Source organism: Pseudomonas sp. TS_SC_3, assembly GCF_056156225.1.
On the sequence record NZ_CM149586.1, the window covers coordinates 3,119,809 to 3,136,371 of the forward strand.

At 60.3% G+C, this 16,563-nt stretch carries 12 protein-coding genes; 5 read left to right on the plus strand and 7 right to left on the minus strand.

Annotation, left to right across the window (positions count from 1 at the left end; translation table 11 throughout):
• Positions 1 to 17 precede the first annotated feature (17 nt).
• The 7 genes from AC0J6G_RS14770 to pilG all read right to left on the minus strand — a co-directional run bounded on the left by AC0J6G_RS14770 (position 18) and on the right by pilG (position 12,776).
• Positions 18 to 1,037: a chemotaxis protein CheB gene (locus AC0J6G_RS14770; protein ID WP_475248927.1), complete on the minus strand. Its 1,020-nt coding sequence runs from the start codon at positions 1,035 to 1,037 to the stop codon at positions 18 to 20.
• Positions 1,034 to 8,287, minus strand: a complete 7,254-nt coding sequence (locus AC0J6G_RS14775) for a hybrid sensor histidine kinase/response regulator (RefSeq protein WP_475248929.1) — start codon at positions 8,285 to 8,287, stop codon at positions 1,034 to 1,036. The genes AC0J6G_RS14770 and AC0J6G_RS14775 overlap by 4 nt, the downstream gene beginning before the upstream one ends.
• Positions 8,288 to 8,317: 30 nt before the next feature.
• Positions 8,318 to 9,175, minus strand: coding sequence for a protein-glutamate O-methyltransferase (locus AC0J6G_RS14780; protein ID WP_475248931.1), 858 nt, complete (start codon positions 9,173 to 9,175; stop codon positions 8,318 to 8,320).
• A 68-nt stretch (positions 9,176 to 9,243) separates the two neighbouring features.
• Positions 9,244 to 11,289 carry a methyl-accepting chemotaxis protein gene (locus tag AC0J6G_RS14785; protein WP_475248933.1) on the minus strand — a complete coding sequence of 682 codons (2,046 nt, stop codon included), beginning with the start codon at positions 11,287 to 11,289 and terminating at the stop codon, positions 9,244 to 9,246.
• A gap of 84 nt (positions 11,290 to 11,373) precedes the next feature.
• A complete protein-coding gene (locus AC0J6G_RS14790) occupies positions 11,374 to 11,910 on the minus strand; it encodes a chemotaxis protein CheW (RefSeq protein WP_475248934.1) in 537 nt (178 codons plus the stop codon).
• 45 nt (positions 11,911 to 11,955) lie between these two features.
• Positions 11,956 to 12,321 (minus strand): twitching motility response regulator PilH, encoded by a 366-nt coding sequence (gene pilH, locus AC0J6G_RS14795; protein ID WP_090250086.1) that lies wholly within the window; start codon positions 12,319 to 12,321, stop codon positions 11,956 to 11,958.
• A 47-nt stretch (positions 12,322 to 12,368) separates the two neighbouring features.
• On the minus strand, positions 12,369 to 12,776 hold the full coding sequence (pilG, locus tag AC0J6G_RS14800; RefSeq protein ID WP_160012893.1) for a twitching motility response regulator PilG: 408 nt from the start codon (positions 12,774 to 12,776) through the stop codon (positions 12,369 to 12,371).
• Between the two features lie 239 nt (positions 12,777 to 13,015).
• Here pilG and gshB point away from each other — a divergent pair, with 239 nt between their 5' ends.
• The 5 genes from gshB (at position 13,016) to pyrR (ending at position 16,554) form a co-directional block, all read left to right on the plus strand.
• Positions 13,016 to 13,978, plus strand: coding sequence for a glutathione synthase (gene gshB, locus AC0J6G_RS14805; RefSeq protein ID WP_475248937.1), 963 nt, complete (start codon positions 13,016 to 13,018; stop codon positions 13,976 to 13,978).
• A 56-nt stretch (positions 13,979 to 14,034) separates the two neighbouring features.
• Positions 14,035 to 14,931 carry an energy transducer TonB gene (locus AC0J6G_RS14810; RefSeq protein ID WP_475248938.1) on the plus strand — a complete coding sequence of 299 codons (897 nt, stop codon included), beginning with the start codon at positions 14,035 to 14,037 and terminating at the stop codon, positions 14,929 to 14,931.
• A gap of 72 nt (positions 14,932 to 15,003) precedes the next feature.
• Positions 15,004 to 15,573 carry a YqgE/AlgH family protein gene (locus tag AC0J6G_RS14815; protein WP_475248940.1) on the plus strand — a complete coding sequence of 190 codons (570 nt, stop codon included), beginning with the start codon at positions 15,004 to 15,006 and terminating at the stop codon, positions 15,571 to 15,573.
• Positions 15,573 to 16,016: a Holliday junction resolvase RuvX gene (ruvX, locus tag AC0J6G_RS14820; RefSeq protein ID WP_475248942.1), complete on the plus strand. Its 444-nt coding sequence runs from the start codon at positions 15,573 to 15,575 to the stop codon at positions 16,014 to 16,016. The genes AC0J6G_RS14815 and ruvX overlap by 1 nt, the downstream gene beginning before the upstream one ends.
• A gap of 31 nt (positions 16,017 to 16,047) precedes the next feature.
• Positions 16,048 to 16,554 (plus strand): bifunctional pyr operon transcriptional regulator/uracil phosphoribosyltransferase PyrR, encoded by a 507-nt coding sequence (gene pyrR / locus AC0J6G_RS14825; RefSeq protein WP_475248944.1) that lies wholly within the window; start codon positions 16,048 to 16,050, stop codon positions 16,552 to 16,554.
• The last annotated feature ends 9 nt before the right edge of the window (positions 16,555 to 16,563 follow it).

Genomic DNA, 16,563 nt, shown 5'->3' on the forward strand with positions numbered 1-16,563 from the left:
CAGGGCATGGCCCTGGATTAACGGCACTGCTCGGCCAAGTGGGTGACAAGGGCTGCTGCCAGCTCACGCGGGTCACCGCTGAAGCTGCTGTAGCCGCCTTCACGCAGGCTGTCCGGCATACTAGGGCAGACGCAACTGTCGGCACGCTGGGTCCAGATCAGCCCGCCCTGACGGCGTACATAAGCCGCCGCCGCCGTGCCATCGCTGCCCATCCCGCTGAAGGCGATCACGCCGCTCATTGCGCCGAAATGCTGGGCTAAATTGAGCATCATTTGATCAATCGATGGGCTGTAGGGTTCTGGCCAGCCATGCTCGGCGATCTGCATCTGGCCTTGGTCATTGAAGCCCAGCTCATGGCTGATCGGCACCACCACCACTTCACCACAACGCAATGCGTCGCCGTCTCGCGCTGGGTTAACGTGCCACTGGCTGTGTCGCCCCACCGCTTGCGGCAGCTTGTTCTCAAAACTTGCATCGATGTGTTGTGCATACACGAAGCCCACCGGCAGACCGCCCGGCAAGGCATCCAAAAAGGCTTTTACCGCAGCAGGGCCGCCCAAGGAGGCCGCCAGCAACCACACCTGACGTGCCGGCTCACCGGCCACCAGTGGTGTATCGGCTAAAGCCGCCGGCAGATCCAGGCGCGATGGGCGCTGCGCGTCAGCCAGTAAGGCTTCCAGGCTTGGGCCGACAGCCTGAGACGGATCGCCAACCAGCTTCTTCAATTTGCCGAACAGGCGGCGTTCCCAGCGCGGGTAGTTTTCCGAATGACGCTCGGGGGCATGGCCTTCGCCAAACAAAACGGGCGCCAGGGTCGTTTCCATAAGGCTGTCGATCAGCGGCGAATCGTCTGACTGCGCCAGATCGACCAACCACAGGTCGGTCTCGCAGGCGCTCAGGGTTTCCTGGTCAAGACGGACCGGATCGCTGTTCATCACCACCTGATAGCCGCTGCCGGTTAACGCCTGCTGCAGCACATGGCGCTGCAGCGAGGTGTCGGCAATCACTGCGATACGGGCAGCAGTTTTCTCAGTCATGTGCGGTTTACCGGGCGGCGGCCCACCAGTTGTTGAATAGTTTCGAGCAGCAAGGACTCTTGATAAGGCTTACCTAGGTACTCGTTAACGCCGATGCTCATGGCCCGCTCACGGTGTTTTTCACCGGTACGCGAGGTGATCATGATGATCGGCAAATCTTTCAGGCCTTCGTCGTGGCGCACTAGGGTGGCCACTTCGAAACCGTCCATACGCGGCATTTCGATGTCCAGCAGCATGATGTCGGGCTTGCGCTCCTGCAGCTGCGAGATGGCATCCACACCGTCCTTGGCGGTCAGCACGTTCATGCCGTTACGCTCGAGCAGACGGCTGGTGACCTTACGCACGGTGACCGAGTCGTCGACCACCATGACCAGGGTCGGCCGATCCGCTTCGATCTCTGCCGCCGTGGCCGATTGCTTGAGCTGGCGCGGCTGCTGCTGAATGAGCAGGTGCGCGTGCAACACGCGAATGGTCGCCAACAGATCGAGAATGACCACCACGCGACCGTCACCGAGAATAGTCGCACCGGAAATCCCGGGGACACCGGCAAACTGCGGGCCGAGGCTCTTCACCACGATCTCGCGTGAACCGGCCAGGGAGTCAACCTGCACGGCCACGGCGTGCTCCTTGGAGCGCACCAGAATCACCGGCAGCGGCAGGCTCTGGCCAACCAACTTGGGCTGTTGGCCGTTATTCAGCAGGTCGCCCAGGTAGCGCAGCTCATAGCTCTGCCCGGCGTACTCGAAGCGCGGTGCATCCGGCGCGTAGTAGGCTTCCAATTCGTACGGGGAGACCCGCACGATGCCTTCGATGGTGTTCAGCGGAATGGCATAGAGGTCTTCACCCGAGAGCACCATCAGCGCACGGTTAACCGACACGGTGAACGGCAGGCGAATGGTGAACGTGGTGCCAGCGCCCGGAATCGACTCGATGCTCATCGAGCCGCCCAGCTGTTTGACCTCGGAGTGGACCACGTCCATACCGACGCCACGGCCGGAAATCTGCGTGACCTTCTCGGCGGTGGAGAAACCGGCTTCAAGAATAAACTGCAGCACTTCGTAGTCGGTGAGGTCCGAGTCGGCGCCCATCAAGCCGCGCTCGATGGCTTTGCGCTTAACCGCCTCCAGGCGAATGCCGCCGCCGTCATCGGCGAGGGTCAACACGATATCGCCGCCCTCACGGCCCAACCCGAGGCGAATGGTGCCCTGCTCCGGCTTGCCGGCAGCACGACGTACATCAGCGGCTTCAATGCCGTGGTCGACGGCGTTGCGCAGCATATGCTCCAGCGGCGCGACGATCCGTTCGAGTACGGTACGGTCCATCTCGCCATCAGCGTTGCCGACGACAAACTCAACCTGTTTGCCCAGCTCACCGGAAATCTGCCGCACGATACGGCGCAGGCGCGGCACCAGGCGGTCGAAAGGCACCATGCGCGTGCGCATCAGGCCTTCCTGCAGTTCGGAGTTGACCCGCGCCTGTTGCAGCAACAGGGTTTCCGCATCGCGGTTACGCGCGGCCAGGGTTTCTTTCAGGTCGAGCAAGTCGGAGGCCGACTCAAACAGGGCGCGCGAGAGCTGCTGCAATTGCGAGTGGCGGTCCATTTCCAGCGGGTCGAAATCCTCATAGCCCATCCGCTCGGCTTCAGCCTCAATACGGCTGAGAATTTGCGCCTGGGTTTCGGTATCAAGGCGACGCAACTGGTCGCGCACGCGGTCGATGGTGGCTTCCATTTCACTCAGGGTGAAACTGAAGTCGCTCACCTGTTGCTCGACCCGGCCCCGGAAAATCGAGGTTTCACCGGCCAGGTTAACCAGGCCTTCAAGCAACTCGGCAGGGACCTTAACCAGCTCCTGCGGCGCGCGACGGGAAGCGGCTTCTTGCGCAGCCTCTTCGGCACGGCGCACAAACGGCAGCACCTTGGCCACCAGCTCTTTGGCGGGCATGGCGCTGGCCGCGACAATAGGTGAGCTCAGCTGCGGCAGGCGCGCGGCTTGCTCAGCGGCCGGCGCTTGCGCACTCGCGGCCTCGTCAAGCAGGCTGGCATTCAGGCGTTGGCGCAGCAGCTCAAGCTCTTGCTGCAAGCCTTCAAAACCCGACTGCACATCAACAAACAAGCTTTTCGGCCACGGCGCGCCCTGAACCTGCGCTTCGGTCAGGTGTTGTTCAAGGTTGTGGGTGAGGTCGCCTAGGCGTTTCTGCCCGGCCAGGCGCGCGCCCCCTTTGAGGGTGTGCAGAATGCGCAGCATGTCGTCGATGGCGGCGCCGTCTTCACGGTCAGCCTCCCAGCGGCCGATAGCCACTTCCATGGCTTCGAGCAGGTCATCCGCTTCTTCAAGGAAGATGTCGAGGATATCCGATTCAGCATCGTCATCCTGCTGCGCCTCGACGGCCTTGAGGGCAACCGAGGACGGCATGCTCAGCTGTTCATCCGGGTTAGCGCGAAAACGCTTTATGGTTTCGATCAGGGCATCGCCACTGGGCACGTCATGCTTAGCGCGCACCGCTTCAAGCATTTCTGCCAGGCTGTCGTGACAGCCCTGAAGCAAGCTGAACAACGCTTGGCTGGCGCGTAAACGACCATCGCCAAGGCCTTCGTAAAGGAACTCAAGCTCGTGGGCTAGGTCACCAACTTCGCGGATTTCAGCCATGCGCGCGCCACCCTTGAGGGTGTGTAGATCACGCTGCAAGGATTCCAGCTCAAGGCTGTTATTGACGTCGTCCATCCAGCGTTGCAGCGCCGCACCGGCGCTGTCGATGATGTCGAAGCCTTCCTCAAGGAAGATTTCCACCAACTCTGGATCGCGCCCGTCATCAACGCCAGTAGAGGCCGCCACGGCCTCGGGCGCGGGCTCAATCGTCTGCGGCGCCACACGCTCCACTTCGGGCTCAGGTTCAGGCTCAAGCGTTTGTTCTTCAAAGCCTGGTAGTTCGCTTACTTCGGTTTCCTGCGGCGTGTCCGCAAGGATTGCAAAATCGATCTCCTCGTCAACGTCCAACCGTTCGCTGGAATCATCAGATGCAGACCATTCAAACTCGCTCACCGGCAACGCTTCGGCTTCGGCTTCGGCTTCGGCTTCAAGCGCAAGGGCTTCCACGTTGGCTGGCAAGGTCTGCCCGCCGCTCTGACGGAAACTGCGGATAGCCTCAATCAACTCCTCAGGCAGGGGCATGGCGGTGCGCGCCTGCAGTTGCTCCAACAGGTGCGCAAGGCTGTCATGACTTTGTTGCAACAGGCTCGCCAAGGGCTGCGAGAAGCTGTAGCGGCGGTCAACCAAGCCTTCGTAGAGGGATTCAAGCTCATGGGCGAGATCACCAATCGGACGAATCTCAGCCATGCGCGCGCCCCCCTTGAGGGTGTGCAGGTCACGCTGCAGCGAGGACAGTGCGGCTTTGTTGTCCGGGTCGGCCAACCAGCGCTCCAGCGCCTGACCGGAGCTGTCCAGGATATCGACGGCTTCCTCAAGGAAGATCGCGACCATTTCTTCATCGAGCGATTCGTAAAGCGCAGCAGCCGGCGGCTCGGTATGGGCCTCGCTGACCGCATCGGTAGGCGCAGGCCACTCTTCGCCGTCGGCGGCTTCAAGCGCGAATGGTTCAATTAGCTCATCCGGCTCAGCCAGGCTGAGCGCTTCGAGTGCGGCGGTGGCGTCGGCCAGCTCGACAATCTCGATACCGGCCGCACCGTTATTGGACAGCAGAGCCAGGGTATTAGGGTCCAGCGCTTGCATCAGCAAATCGCGCAGCGCGCTCACGCGCTCAGGCGCAGCGCTAACCTGCAAGCCCGCAGCGACCTGATCCATCATGCCAATCAGGGCTTCATGGGCTTGTTCGGCTTCACTGAAGAAGCGCTCGCTGACGGCCAGACGGCCTTCTTCGACCGCACCATAGAGGTCGAGCAGGGCTTCGCAGAGTTCATCAATCTGCGGCAACTCGGCCATCTCGGCACCGCGGCCGAGGGTGGTCAGCTCGTCCAGCAGGGAACTCAGTTCCTGGCGCTCAGATGGGTGTTCGCGCCATTTGCGCAGCAAGTCTTCGGCATCGAGCAGGATGTCCATGCCTTCGGCGAGGAAGATGCCGATCATCTGCGGGTCGCGCTTTTCACCACCCGGCTCGCTTTGGCGGCTGTTCTCGGCATGCTCGAGACGCTCGTTGTGCAGCTTTTGCACGCGCTCAAGGAACTCGACTGCGCCCGGCAACTCAGCAAGCGGTTGGCTTTCCAGCTGTTCAAGACCCAAACGAAAAAGTTTCTCCGCGCTGCTGAGCAGCTCCGCTTCGGCCAAATCCATGGGAATTAAGTTGGTTTTGAATTCCTTAACCAGCTTCTCCAGCGGCGAGGCAATCTCGGCCACCGGCAGAATACCGGCCATCGACGCGCTGCCCTTGAGCGTGTGCAGGGCACGCTGCAGATCATCTGTAACGGGCTGCGGCAGTTCCTGGGCACAGTCAGCCAGGAAGCCAACCAGGGTATCGAGGTGCATCTCGGCTTCATTGCGGAAGATTTCCAGCAACTGCGGGTCCAGCCCCTCATCGTCTTCAACAGGCGAGGCGCTAACAACTGGGCGGCCCTCGGGCTGCGCGACCGGCTCGGGCGCGGCCTGCGGTTTTACCGGGGTTTGGCCTTTAGCCAGCGCATGGGCAGTAGCCGCCAGGTGATCAACATCGTCACGCTGGCGCTGGGCCTTGTTGGCAAACTCATCGACCAGGGCTGGCATCAGGGCGACTACATCAGCGATGACCTGCTGCACGTCGGCGCCAGGTTTAATGCTACGGTCAAGCACGCGGTTAAGCAGGTTTTCAATCGACCAGCCCAACTCACCAATGACCAACGCGCGGACCATGCGGCCACTGCCCTTGAGGGTGTGGAAGGCACGACGGATTTCGGTCAGCGCCTCTTTGTTATCCGTGTCGGCGCACCACTGTGGAAAGTACTCAGCGATGGTTTCGAGTACTTCGCCCACTTCTTCGGTAAAGACTTCCAACAGCTCTTCATCGAGCGGTTCTTCATCGGCCGGGGGTGGCAGCAAGCTGGGTGGCACATCATGCGCGGGCGGGTTGATCGCCTGCACGGGCGCGGCCATCACATCGGCCAACGACAGGGCTTTTTCGGCGACAGGTTGTGCTGGATCTTCAATCAGCGGTGCACTGGGCAGGGCGACCTCAGGTAACTCGAGGGCAGCCAGTTCCGCTTCGTTCCAGTTGGCTGGGCTATCACTGTCATCCAGATCAAAGCTGCCCAGTTGCAGCTCTTCACCTGCAAAAGCCGGTTCCTCCGGCATTTCAGCCATAGGCAGCGGCTCGACATCAGTCAGATCGCTGGCGAAGTCGATCAATTCACTGTCAGTCGATGGTGGCTGCAGTGCTGCTGAATCCAGATCGGCAAACTCAATGCTGAACTCGTCCGAGAAATCCAGGTTGAGCAGCTCATCACCAGCAGGCGATGGGTTGAGTTCGCTATCACTCAGTTGCTCAGGCTCGGCGCTGAGCACGTCCATATCGTCCAGCGGATCGGCCAGTGGCGCGAAGCTTTCTAGCGGCGGCTCGACACGATCAAGAATCGACGGCTTTTCTTTCAGCGGGTAGCCGAGGTTTTCCAGGCTTTCTTCGGCCACGTCAAGGATCAGGTCGCCCTGGCTGGCGTGGTCCTCACTCAAGCGCTCAAGGTAGTACTCGACGCTGGTTATGGCATCCGCCAGGGTATCGAGGTTTTGCCAGTTGGGCACCGCTTTGCGTGCCAGTAACTGCTCTTGGATATAGCGGTTGCAGGCGTTAAGTAGCTCAGCGGCGCGCTGCAGGGGAATCATCGCCAAGCCGCCGCGCACCTGCGTTAACAGTTCGGGCACGCGGGCCAAGTGTTCGTGGTTCCACTGCGAGGCGATAAATTCGATGATCGCGTCTTTAGCCTGCTCCAGCCCGTTACGCGCTTCCTTGATCACCAACTGGTGAATTTGTGCCACGTCGGTGGTGGGCAGGTGGCTTTCTTCGCGGCGGCCATCCTGGGCAGGGCCGACCATGCCGGCCAGGGTTGCTTCGACGTACAGCAGGGCGCCGGCAACATCCATCAATACCGCGTCGCTCGGCTCACCCTGGCCTTTGACCAGGCCATTGACGACATCAAGCTGATCCACAATAACTTTGCGCGGCTGGCTAAAGCCCAAGACCGCTAGGGTGTCGGCAATCTGCTTGAGCGGAGCGGCTAGTGTCTCCAAGTCGGTGACTTGAGTACGGTCGCTGCGCACGAATAAATCGAGGCTGTCTTTGACCCGCACCAGCTCTTCACAAAGTGCGGCCACAACAGAGCGCATGGCATCACGATCAGGGCCTGCCAGGCGGGCGCGCTCCTCGTCGACAATATCGCTGTCTGGCAATGCCTCGTCGAGGCGGTACTGCTCTTTAAGGCTGCGCACGCGCGGCGACTGCGCCGACGATTTAGCCACGTAGAACAACAGGTTCTTGCTCAGTTCAACAGGCGCTGGCTGGTTCAGGCCATCGGCGCCCTGTTCAAGCAGGCGTTTGAGTTCTTTGTCGACCTGGCGCAACAGGGTACGCACAGACGAGCCGTTGGCCACGCTGCCGTTGGCCAGCCCCTCGACCACACCCGAGGCGATCTGCCACAGCGGCCCGAGCGGTGAATCTTTACAAAGGTTCTCCAGCCGCGCAAAAACCCGCGCCATATAGCCCAGGTTGGTCGGCACATCTTGCCCCCGAATAACCCCAACCAGTGCCATTTGCAGCATCTGCCGCAGCTTACGCAGCAACACCGGCAGTTCGGCAGTGCGCAGCTGGTCAATGGTTTCATGGGGCAGCGCTGGCGTGGCGCCGGACATATCCGGGGCAAACAGGCTGGTTTCCGAGAGCAGTTTTTCCCCACGCGCGGCGCGCAGGTCATTGAGCAGAGGCAGCACAACCATCGGCAGGTCGCGGCGAGCCGTCTGGATACGGTCCAGGTAGACCGGCAGCTGCAGAATCGACTGCATCAGCACTTCCAGGGCTTCACCCTGGTTGGTCACCCGGCCATCAATCAGGGCGCCGGCCAGCTGCTCCATTTCCTCAGCCAGCAGCGCCGCACCGAAGAATTCGACCATCTGCAGGGTACCCAGCACCTGGTGCACATAGGTCTGGCAGAAACGCATGCGCGAGGCATCCTGGGGATTCTCGACGAACGCCTCAAGCGCCTGTCGCGCCTGCTTGAGGGTTTCCGCGATCTCGCCCTTGACCCATTCCAGGGCGACATAATCGTGCCGATCACCCATAGCCACTCCACTCATATACTTGGCTCTGCCTTATCCCTTGCGGGTAAACGCCAGCACTCGCTCGTCGGCCACCGGGATCAACTCCGGATGCTGCCAACCTGCTACTTCGCCCACTCCCACCACCAGCAGTCCTCCGGGCGCCAGGCGCTCGGCCAGGCGGTTGAGGATCTCGCGGCGACGCCAGCGACGAAAATAGATCAACAAGTTCTGACAAAAAATAACGTCCATTCCGGACATAGGTGCCTTGGCCAGCTCCAATACATTGAGCCGTGCGCAACACACCCGCGCGGCCAGACTCGGCTGCACTTTGAAACGTCCATCGTCCTGGGCCAGGAAGTAGCGCTGGCACAGATCGGCATCTAACTGCTCCAGACGGCGCGCGCCATATTGGCCATCCCGCGCTTTGCTCAGGGCATTCAGGCTGATGTCGGTGCCTGTTACCCCAAAATGATCCGGGTGTTCATGTTCGCGCAGCACCTCGGCTGCACTGATGGCCAGTGAATAAGGCTCTTCGCCACTGGCGCATCCCACACTCCACAGCGCCCATGGCCGGGTCATACCCTGCTGCAAACGCTCGCGCAAATAGCCCTCGAGCACATCAAAGGAGGGGCGATGACGAAAGAAACGGGTTTCTTGCACGGTCAGACGATCCAGCAGGGTCGACCACTCCACCGCTCCGCGCGGGCCGTCGGTTACCTGCTGGTAATACGTGGCGTAATCCACCACACCCAGCTCGCGCATGCGTGCACTGAGGTTGGTTTGCAGAAACACCTGCCGCTGCTCATTGAGAACAACGCCAGTGCGTTCCTCAAGCAAGGCCTGCCAGTCACGAAATTCCGTGGCTGTCATGTCTGCTAGGGGCTGCAAGGCCCAAACGCCTGACCGCATGTTGTGCCCCTCGCTCACGGCCATCGCCTCGGTGCGACAGGCTTTTCAACCCGTCGCACGGCAGTGGATTAAGCCTGCTCCCCACCCGGCAAGGTAAAGCCGGATACCGACTTACGCATCTCACTGGCCATCTTGGCCAAGTTACCAATGCTCTTGGCGGTGGCCGTGGTACCGGATGAGGTTTGCGAAGTAATTTCCTGAATCACGTTCATCGTGTTGGAAATATGGCCCGCCGAAGAGGCTTGCTGACGAGCAGCGTTGGAGATGTTCTGAATCAAGGCCGCAAGGGTTTTCGATACCTTCTCGATCTCTTCCAGTGCCACCCCGGCGTCCTGCGCCAAACGCGCACCGCGCACCACTTCGGAAGTCGTTTGCTCCATCGAGATAACGGCTTCGTTGGTGTCGGTCTGAATCGTCTTAACCAGTGCTTCAATCTGCTTGGTTGCCGCAGACGAACGTTCTGCGAGGCGCTGTACTTCGTCCGCTACCACGGCGAAGCCTCGACCCGCGTCACCGGCCATGGAAGCCTGGATCGCGGCGTTCAGTGCGAGGATGTTGGTCTGGTCAGCAATGTCGTTAATCAGGCTAACGATGTCACCAATCTCCTGGGACGATTCACCGAGGCGCTTGATCCGCTTGGAGGTGTCTTGGATCTGCTCACGGATGTTATCCATGCCGGTGATGGTGTTGTGCACCACTTCGTTGCCCTTGTTGGCGATGGCTACGGAACGCTCTGCTACCGCAGAGGACTCCGAGGCGTTCGCCGATACCTGGTCAATCGACACGGCCATTTCGTTGATTGCCGCCGACGCACCAGCAATTTCCTGGGCCTGGTGCTCGGACGCTTCCGCCAAGTGCATCGCCGTGGCCTGGGTTTCCTGGGCTGCACCGGCTACCTGAACGGCGGTCAGGTTGATCGTGGCGACCAGGTCACGCAGCTGATCGATGGAGTAGTTGATGGAGTCGGCGATGGCACCGGTGAAGTCCTCGGTTACCGTCGCAGCCACGGTCAAGTCACCGTCAGCAAGGTCAGCGATTTCGTCGAGCAGACGCAGAATCGCCGTTTGGTTACGCTCGTTTTTCTCGGCAGTGGACGCCAGGCGGCTGTTGGTTTCACGCACCATGACCAGACCGATCAGGATGATCGAGCCCAGTGCCAGGGCGGCCAACACATAACCGATTAAGGTATTGAGGGTGCGGCCAGTGGCCAACCCGTCGAAGCCGGCAGCCAGGTCAGAGGCTTTGTCCAATAGGGTCTGCGAAACCGTGAAGATCACGTTCGCCGACTCACGCACTTGGAACAGTTCAGGTGAGGTTTCGAGAATCTCGTCCACCGAACCGGAAACGAACTCGAACAGTTCGGAAATTTCTGCCAGACGCTCAAGTGCCTCAGCATCGCTCACCTGGGCAATTTCCATGGCGGCGTTGCCTTCCAGCATCGCATTCAATACACGCCCGAACAGACTGGCATCACGGCCGAACATGTCAGCGGCCTGTACCGAGTCCTGGTCACCGGCCAGTACCTTGTTGACCGAACCGAGGATACGTTCTGCCAGCAAGGACTGACGCTGAGCAACCGAGACCTGCGCAGCCGGCGCGCCGCTTTCCAGCAGAATGTCGACCACTTCTTCATACTCGACCTGCAGCTGCGGAATGGTTTCGGCCAGGGTGGCCGCTACCTGGTGCAGCGACAGCACGGTCTGCTCGTTCGCCAGGATGGCGTCGGTGTTCTGCCGCAGCGTATCCCAGTCCTGCTGCACTGCAGCCATCTGCGGTTGCAGTGACTCGGGGGCGGCTGGCAAGCCGGTTTCAGGGTTACCGTCGGTCAAATAGCCCCAACGCGCCTGAAAGTCGTTACGGGCGTCACGCAGCAAACCGAATGCTTCTGGCGTACCGGCTGCAGCTTCGGAGGAGTTCTTGGCAATACGCTGGGACAGAACGCGCAACTCGCCGGCGTGACCGATGTACTCCGTGTCGTAGTTGGATTGGGTGTTGATGTAGGCGAAGTTGGCGAACAACAACACAATCGACACGATCAGGGCGATAAACAACCCCGCGATCAATGTGCTGCTGCGCGCACCTGCTAACAAATTACCTGCATTTAGTTTTTTCATTTACTGGCCCCCGCCTGGACCGACCGCACTACGGTTCCCATGTAACGCCAAAAGGCCGGCAATGCCGACCCCACCGATAAACTGTTAATACGCCACGTCGAGAAAACCCGGGTTTTGGGCCAGCGCGTGTGGGCTGAACACCAGCCAGGGCTGTTCACGTTGAAAGACTCCGTGGATAAAAGGGGTGATGGACGCTTCGAGCGGCGGCAGCTGCTCGGAGAAGGTGTCCACAGGGAAATGCTGCATACCGAATACTTCATCGACCGTAAGGCCGGCAAAGACATCCTGGTGATCCACCACCAACACGCGGCGTTTCTTGCGCAGCGGCGACAAGTCATTACCGAAGAAGCCGCACAGGTCCATCACTGGCAGCAAGCGGCCGCGCACGTTGGCCACGCCCTTCACCCAGCTCTTCACGCCAGGTAGCAGGGTATGGCGCGGCTCATGCAGCACCTCGCCAACCTCGCCCATGGGCGCCACAAAAAAGCGCTCGCCCATGCGAAAACCGATACCGCTCCAGGTCTGCACAACGGCCTGCTGCGAAGGCAAGCCAGCCGCCAGCGCGCGACAGAGCGTGTCGATGTCCAGGAGGGTTTGAAATGGTGTTTGCGCGTCCGACATGCCAGCTGCGGCCTTATGCTTTTTTAGTTGCGCACTGAATCGGTTTTAACCAGCCAAGACCGCATTCAAAGTTTTAACCAAGGTGTCTTCATCCACCGGCTTGGTCAGGTAATCCTTAGCGCCTTGGCGCTTGCCCCACACCTTGTCGGTTTCCTGATCCTTGGTGGTGACGATGATGACCGGGATGTGGCTGGTGTCCGCATCCTTGGTCAGCTGGCGGGTTGCCTGGAAACCGTTGAGGCCCGGCATAACGATATCCATCAGCACGGCATCGGGCTTTTCCTGGCGGGCCAGGGCAACGCCGTCAGCGCCGTTTTCCGCTTTCAGTACCTGATGGCCGTGCTTTTCCAGCATGGCGGTCAGCTTGTACATTTCAGTCGGGGAGTCATCAACAATCAGAATTCGAGCCATGGTGTTTCCCAATACTTTTAAACGACGCGCAGCTGTTTAGCCGGGCGTCAGGACGCTTGTTCCACCGGTACAAAGTCAGGCACATGGGCTTTGATCGCCCCGAGCAGCTCTTCTTTACTGAAAGGCTTGGTCAGGTATTGATCGGAGCCGACGATACGGCCCTTAGCTTTGTCGAACAGGCCGTCTTTGGAAGACAGCATGATCACCGGAGTGGATTTGAAAGCGCTGTTGTTCTTGATCAAGGCGCATGTCTGATAGCCATCGAGCCGCGGCATCATGATGTCGACAAAAATGATATTTGGATGGGTGTCAGCGATCTTTGCCAAGGCATCGAAGCCATCAACTGCGGTAATTACCTCGCAGCCCACCTTTTTCAGCAGGGTTTCCGCGGTACGACGAATCGTTTTCGAATCGTCGATCACCATCACCCTCAAACCCTCGGAATGCTGTTCCATGTTTGCCCTACCATCGCCTCGGTGAGTCGTTATTTTTGCGTTATATCAGTGCGCCTGAGGCCCTGCCACCGATGGGCTACAACCCAATACCCGGGCCTTTTTAGCACACTCTCTAGATGCAATCTATAAGCCGCACGGGGCCAAGGTTTTTCCTTGACCACCCGACTTGTCAGCGCCACCCTGACGCCACATTACGCCTTAGCACACTTAATCACTGCCATTTTACGGAGAACACCGCCATGAGCGTCCGCCTCGGCATTGTCATGGATCCCATCGCCCAGATCGCCTTCAAAAAGGACAGTTCGCTGGCCATGCTGCTGGCCGCTCAAGCGCGCGGCTGGACCCTCTTTTATATGGAGCAAAAAGACCTTTACCAAGCCAAGGGTGAAGCACGTGCCCGGCTTGCAGAGCTTAAGGTGTTCAACGACCCGCAACGCTGGTTCGAGCTGGGCAGTGAGCAGGATGTCGCGCTAAGCGAGTTGGATGTGATCCTGATGCGCAAGGACCCGCCCTTCGATAACGAGTTCGTCTACTCCACCTACCTGCTGGAACAAGCCGAGCAAGCCGGCACACTGGTGGTCAACCGCCCGCAAAGTCTGCGCGACTGTAATGAAAAGTACTTTGCCACCCAGTTCAGCCAATACACCCCGCCGACCATCGTCAGTCGCAGAGCCGACATTCTGCGCGAGTTTGCCAGCGAGCAGCGTGACATCATTCTCAAACCACTCGATGGTATGGGCGGATCGATGATATTTCGTCACCGCGAGGGCGATCCCAACCTTTCGGTGATTCTCGAAACCCTGACCAACCACGGCCAGCAGCAGATCATGGCCCAGGGTTACCTGCCGGGCATAAAAGATGGCGACAAGCGCATCTTGATGATCGACGGTGAGCCGGTGCCCTATTGCCTGGCGCGCATTCCGGCGGCCGGCGAAACGCGCGGCAACCTTGCCGCCGGCGGGCGTGGCGAAGCCAGGCCGCTGACCGAACGCGACCGTGAAATCGCGGCTGCCGTAGGTCCAACCCTGCGCGAGAAAGGCCTGCTGTTCGTGGGCCTGGACGTAATCGGCGAGCACCTGACCGAGATCAACGTCACCAGCCCGACCTGCATCCGTGAGATCGACGCCGCCTTCGATACGCGCATCGGCGAACGCCTGATGGACAAAATCGCCGAGAAGCTCAATGCGCGCAGTGCTTCATAGACTTTTCCATGCGTCCTCGGCAGACTGCGCGGCAACCTGAGCAGACCCGAAATGCGATGAACGCAGCAGCCCAACCCCCTGAACTTTCCAGCGCCGGCGTACAGCCGGCGGACCGCCTGGGCTTTACCCTGTTCCTCGCCGCTGTACTGCATGCCGCGCTGATTCTCGGCCTGGGTTTTACCCTGGCCGAACCCAGCGAGATCAGCAAAACCCTGGAAATCACCCTGTCCACCTTTAAGAGCGAAGAGCCGCCTAAAGAGGCGGATTTTCTTGCTCAGGATAACCAGCAAGGCAGCGGCGCCCTGGAACACAAAGCCGCTCCCAAAACCACCGAGCAGGCGCTGTTTCAGGACAGCGAAGTCAAACGCGTTACGCCACCCGCAGCCCCGTCGCAACCCGCTGCCAGCCAACAAGCGCCGAAGGCCGCCGTGGCCACCCGCAGCCCGCAACAACAAAAAACCCCGGTCAAACGCGAAGAAACCAAGCCCACGCCCCCCGCTAAGCCAACCTTGGTATTTGACAGCGCACAACTGTCGTCGGAGATCGCCAGCCTGGAAGCCGAACTGGCCCAGGAGGTTCAGCAATATGCCAAGCGGCCGAAGATCGTCCGCCTTAACGCCGCCTCAACCAGACGCGACAAGGGCGCCTGGTATAAGGATGAGTGGCGCAAGAAGGTCGAACGCGTGGGTAACCTCAACTACCCCGACGATGCACGCCGCCAGGGCATTTACGGCAACCTGCGCTTATTGGTCTCAATTAATCGCGACGGCACCTTGTATGAAGTGCTGGTCCTGGAGTCTTCCGGGCAGCCACTGCTGGACCAAGCCGCCCTGCGCATCGTGCGCTTGGCCGCTCCGTTCGCGCCCTTCACCGGCGATCTCGCCGATGCTGACCGCCTGGAAATCATCCGCACCTGGCGTTTTGAACGCGGCGACCGCCTGTCGAGCAACTGAACCACGCCGGCATAACCGAGCACTGCAGCGCCGCGCTTGAAGCCAAGGGCCTGAAGCCTGAAACTAACGCCCATGAAAGACGCCAACCCTAGCTACCTCAAGCACCATTTCCTGATCGCCATGCCACACATGGCCGATCCGCGCTTTGCGCAATCCGTCACCTACGTGATCGACCACAATGAATTCGGCGCCATGGGCCTGATCATTAATAAGCCCAATGGCCTCAACCTGGCCGACGTACTCGAGCAGTTGCGCCCGGATGACGAGCCGCCGGTGCTGTGCCAGAGCCTGCCGATTTTTAACGGTGGACCGGTGCAAACCGACCGAGGCTTTGTCTTGCACCCCAGCGGCCCACGGTTTCAGGCAACCTTAGAACTGGGTGAGCTGAGCCTCTCGACTTCGCAGGACGTGCTGTTCGCCATTGCCGATGGCCATGGCCCAGACAACTACCTGATCACCCTCGGCTATGCCGGCTGGGAAGCCGGGCAGCTGGAAGCCGAGCTGGTCGACAACGCCTGGCTGACCTGCCCGGCTAACAACACCATCCTGTTTGAGCTGCCCTTCGACCAGCGCCTGAATGCCGCGGCCGCTCGCCTGGGCATCAACCTCAGCCTGCTCACGTCACAAGCCGGGCACGCCTGATGACCGAAACCAAGATAAAACCGCTACGTCTGCTGCTGGGCTTCGACTACGGCAGCAAACAAATTGGCGTTGCGGTCGGCCAGGTCATCACCGGCCAAGCCCGCGAGCTGTGCATCCTCAAAGCGCAAAACGGTGTGCCGGACTGGCAGAAAGTCGAGGCGCTGATCAAGGAATGGCAGCCGGACGCCATCGTCGTCGGCCTGCCGCTGAATATGGACGGCACGAAAAGCGAGATGAGTGATCGCGCGGAGAAATTTGCCCGCCGCCTAAACGGCCGCTTCAACTTGCCCGTACACACCCACGACGAACGCCTGACCACCTACGAAGCCAAGGGCCAGCGCCTGCAACAGGGGCAGAACAGCGGCTACCGCGAGCGCCCCGTCGATGCACTCGCCGCCGCCCTGCTGCTGCAAGGCTGGCTTGAAGAAAATTGCCTGGGCTAAGCCCCGCTGAGATTGCATCTGGAGTGTTGCCATGAGCTTACCCAACCCGGCCGAACTGCTACCGCAAATGGCCGCTGCCCTGACCCGCCACCTGAATCAACGGCAGATCAGCGAACCGCGCTTTATCGGCATCCGCACTGGCGGCGTCTGGGTCGCCCAGGCGCTGCTCGAAGCCCTGGGCCGCGACGACGCACTGGGCATTCTCGATGTGTCCTTCTACCGTGACGACTTCACCCAGAATGGCCTGCACCCGCAGGTGCAACCGTCCGAGCTGCCGTTCGAAATTGAAGGCCAGCATTTAGTGCTGATCGACGATGTGCTGATGAGCGGCCGCACCATCCGCGCCGCGCTCAATGAATTGTTCGACTACGGCCGCCCGGCCAGCGTAACCCTGGTCAGCCTGCTCGACCTGAATGCCCGTGAGCTGCCGATACGCCCGGATGTGGTTGGCGCGACCCTGTCAGTGACAGCGGATCAGCGGGTAAAATTGTCCGGCCCCACGCCGCTGACCCTCGAACTCCAGACGCTTGCCAACTGAGACTCACCA

Excerpts from the sequence above, each read along its gene's own strand:
- AC0J6G_RS14770 (WP_475248927.1), bottom strand. The coding sequence starts at position 1,037 with ATGACTGAGAAAACTGCTGCCCGTATCGCAGTGATTGCCGACACCTCG.
- AC0J6G_RS14775 (WP_475248929.1), bottom strand. The coding sequence starts at position 8,287 with ATGGGTGATCGGCACGATTATGTCGCCCTGGAATGGGTCAAGGGCGAG.
- AC0J6G_RS14780 (WP_475248931.1), bottom strand. The coding sequence starts at position 9,175 with ATGCGGTCAGGCGTTTGGGCCTTGCAGCCCCTAGCAGACATGACAGCC.
- AC0J6G_RS14785 (WP_475248933.1), bottom strand. The coding sequence starts at position 11,289 with ATGAAAAAACTAAATGCAGGTAATTTGTTAGCAGGTGCGCGCAGCAGC.
- AC0J6G_RS14790 (WP_475248934.1), bottom strand. The coding sequence starts at position 11,910 with ATGTCGGACGCGCAAACACCATTTCAAACCCTCCTGGACATCGACACG.
- pilH (WP_090250086.1), bottom strand. The coding sequence starts at position 12,321 with ATGGCTCGAATTCTGATTGTTGATGACTCCCCGACTGAAATGTACAAG.
- pilG (WP_160012893.1), bottom strand. The coding sequence starts at position 12,776 with ATGGAACAGCATTCCGAGGGTTTGAGGGTGATGGTGATCGACGATTCG.
- gshB (WP_475248937.1), top strand. The coding sequence starts at position 13,016 with ATGAGCGTCCGCCTCGGCATTGTCATGGATCCCATCGCCCAGATCGCC.
- AC0J6G_RS14810 (WP_475248938.1), top strand. The coding sequence starts at position 14,035 with ATGAACGCAGCAGCCCAACCCCCTGAACTTTCCAGCGCCGGCGTACAG.
- AC0J6G_RS14815 (WP_475248940.1), top strand. The coding sequence starts at position 15,004 with ATGAAAGACGCCAACCCTAGCTACCTCAAGCACCATTTCCTGATCGCC.
- ruvX (WP_475248942.1), top strand. The coding sequence starts at position 15,573 with ATGACCGAAACCAAGATAAAACCGCTACGTCTGCTGCTGGGCTTCGAC.
- pyrR (WP_475248944.1), top strand. The coding sequence starts at position 16,048 with ATGAGCTTACCCAACCCGGCCGAACTGCTACCGCAAATGGCCGCTGCC.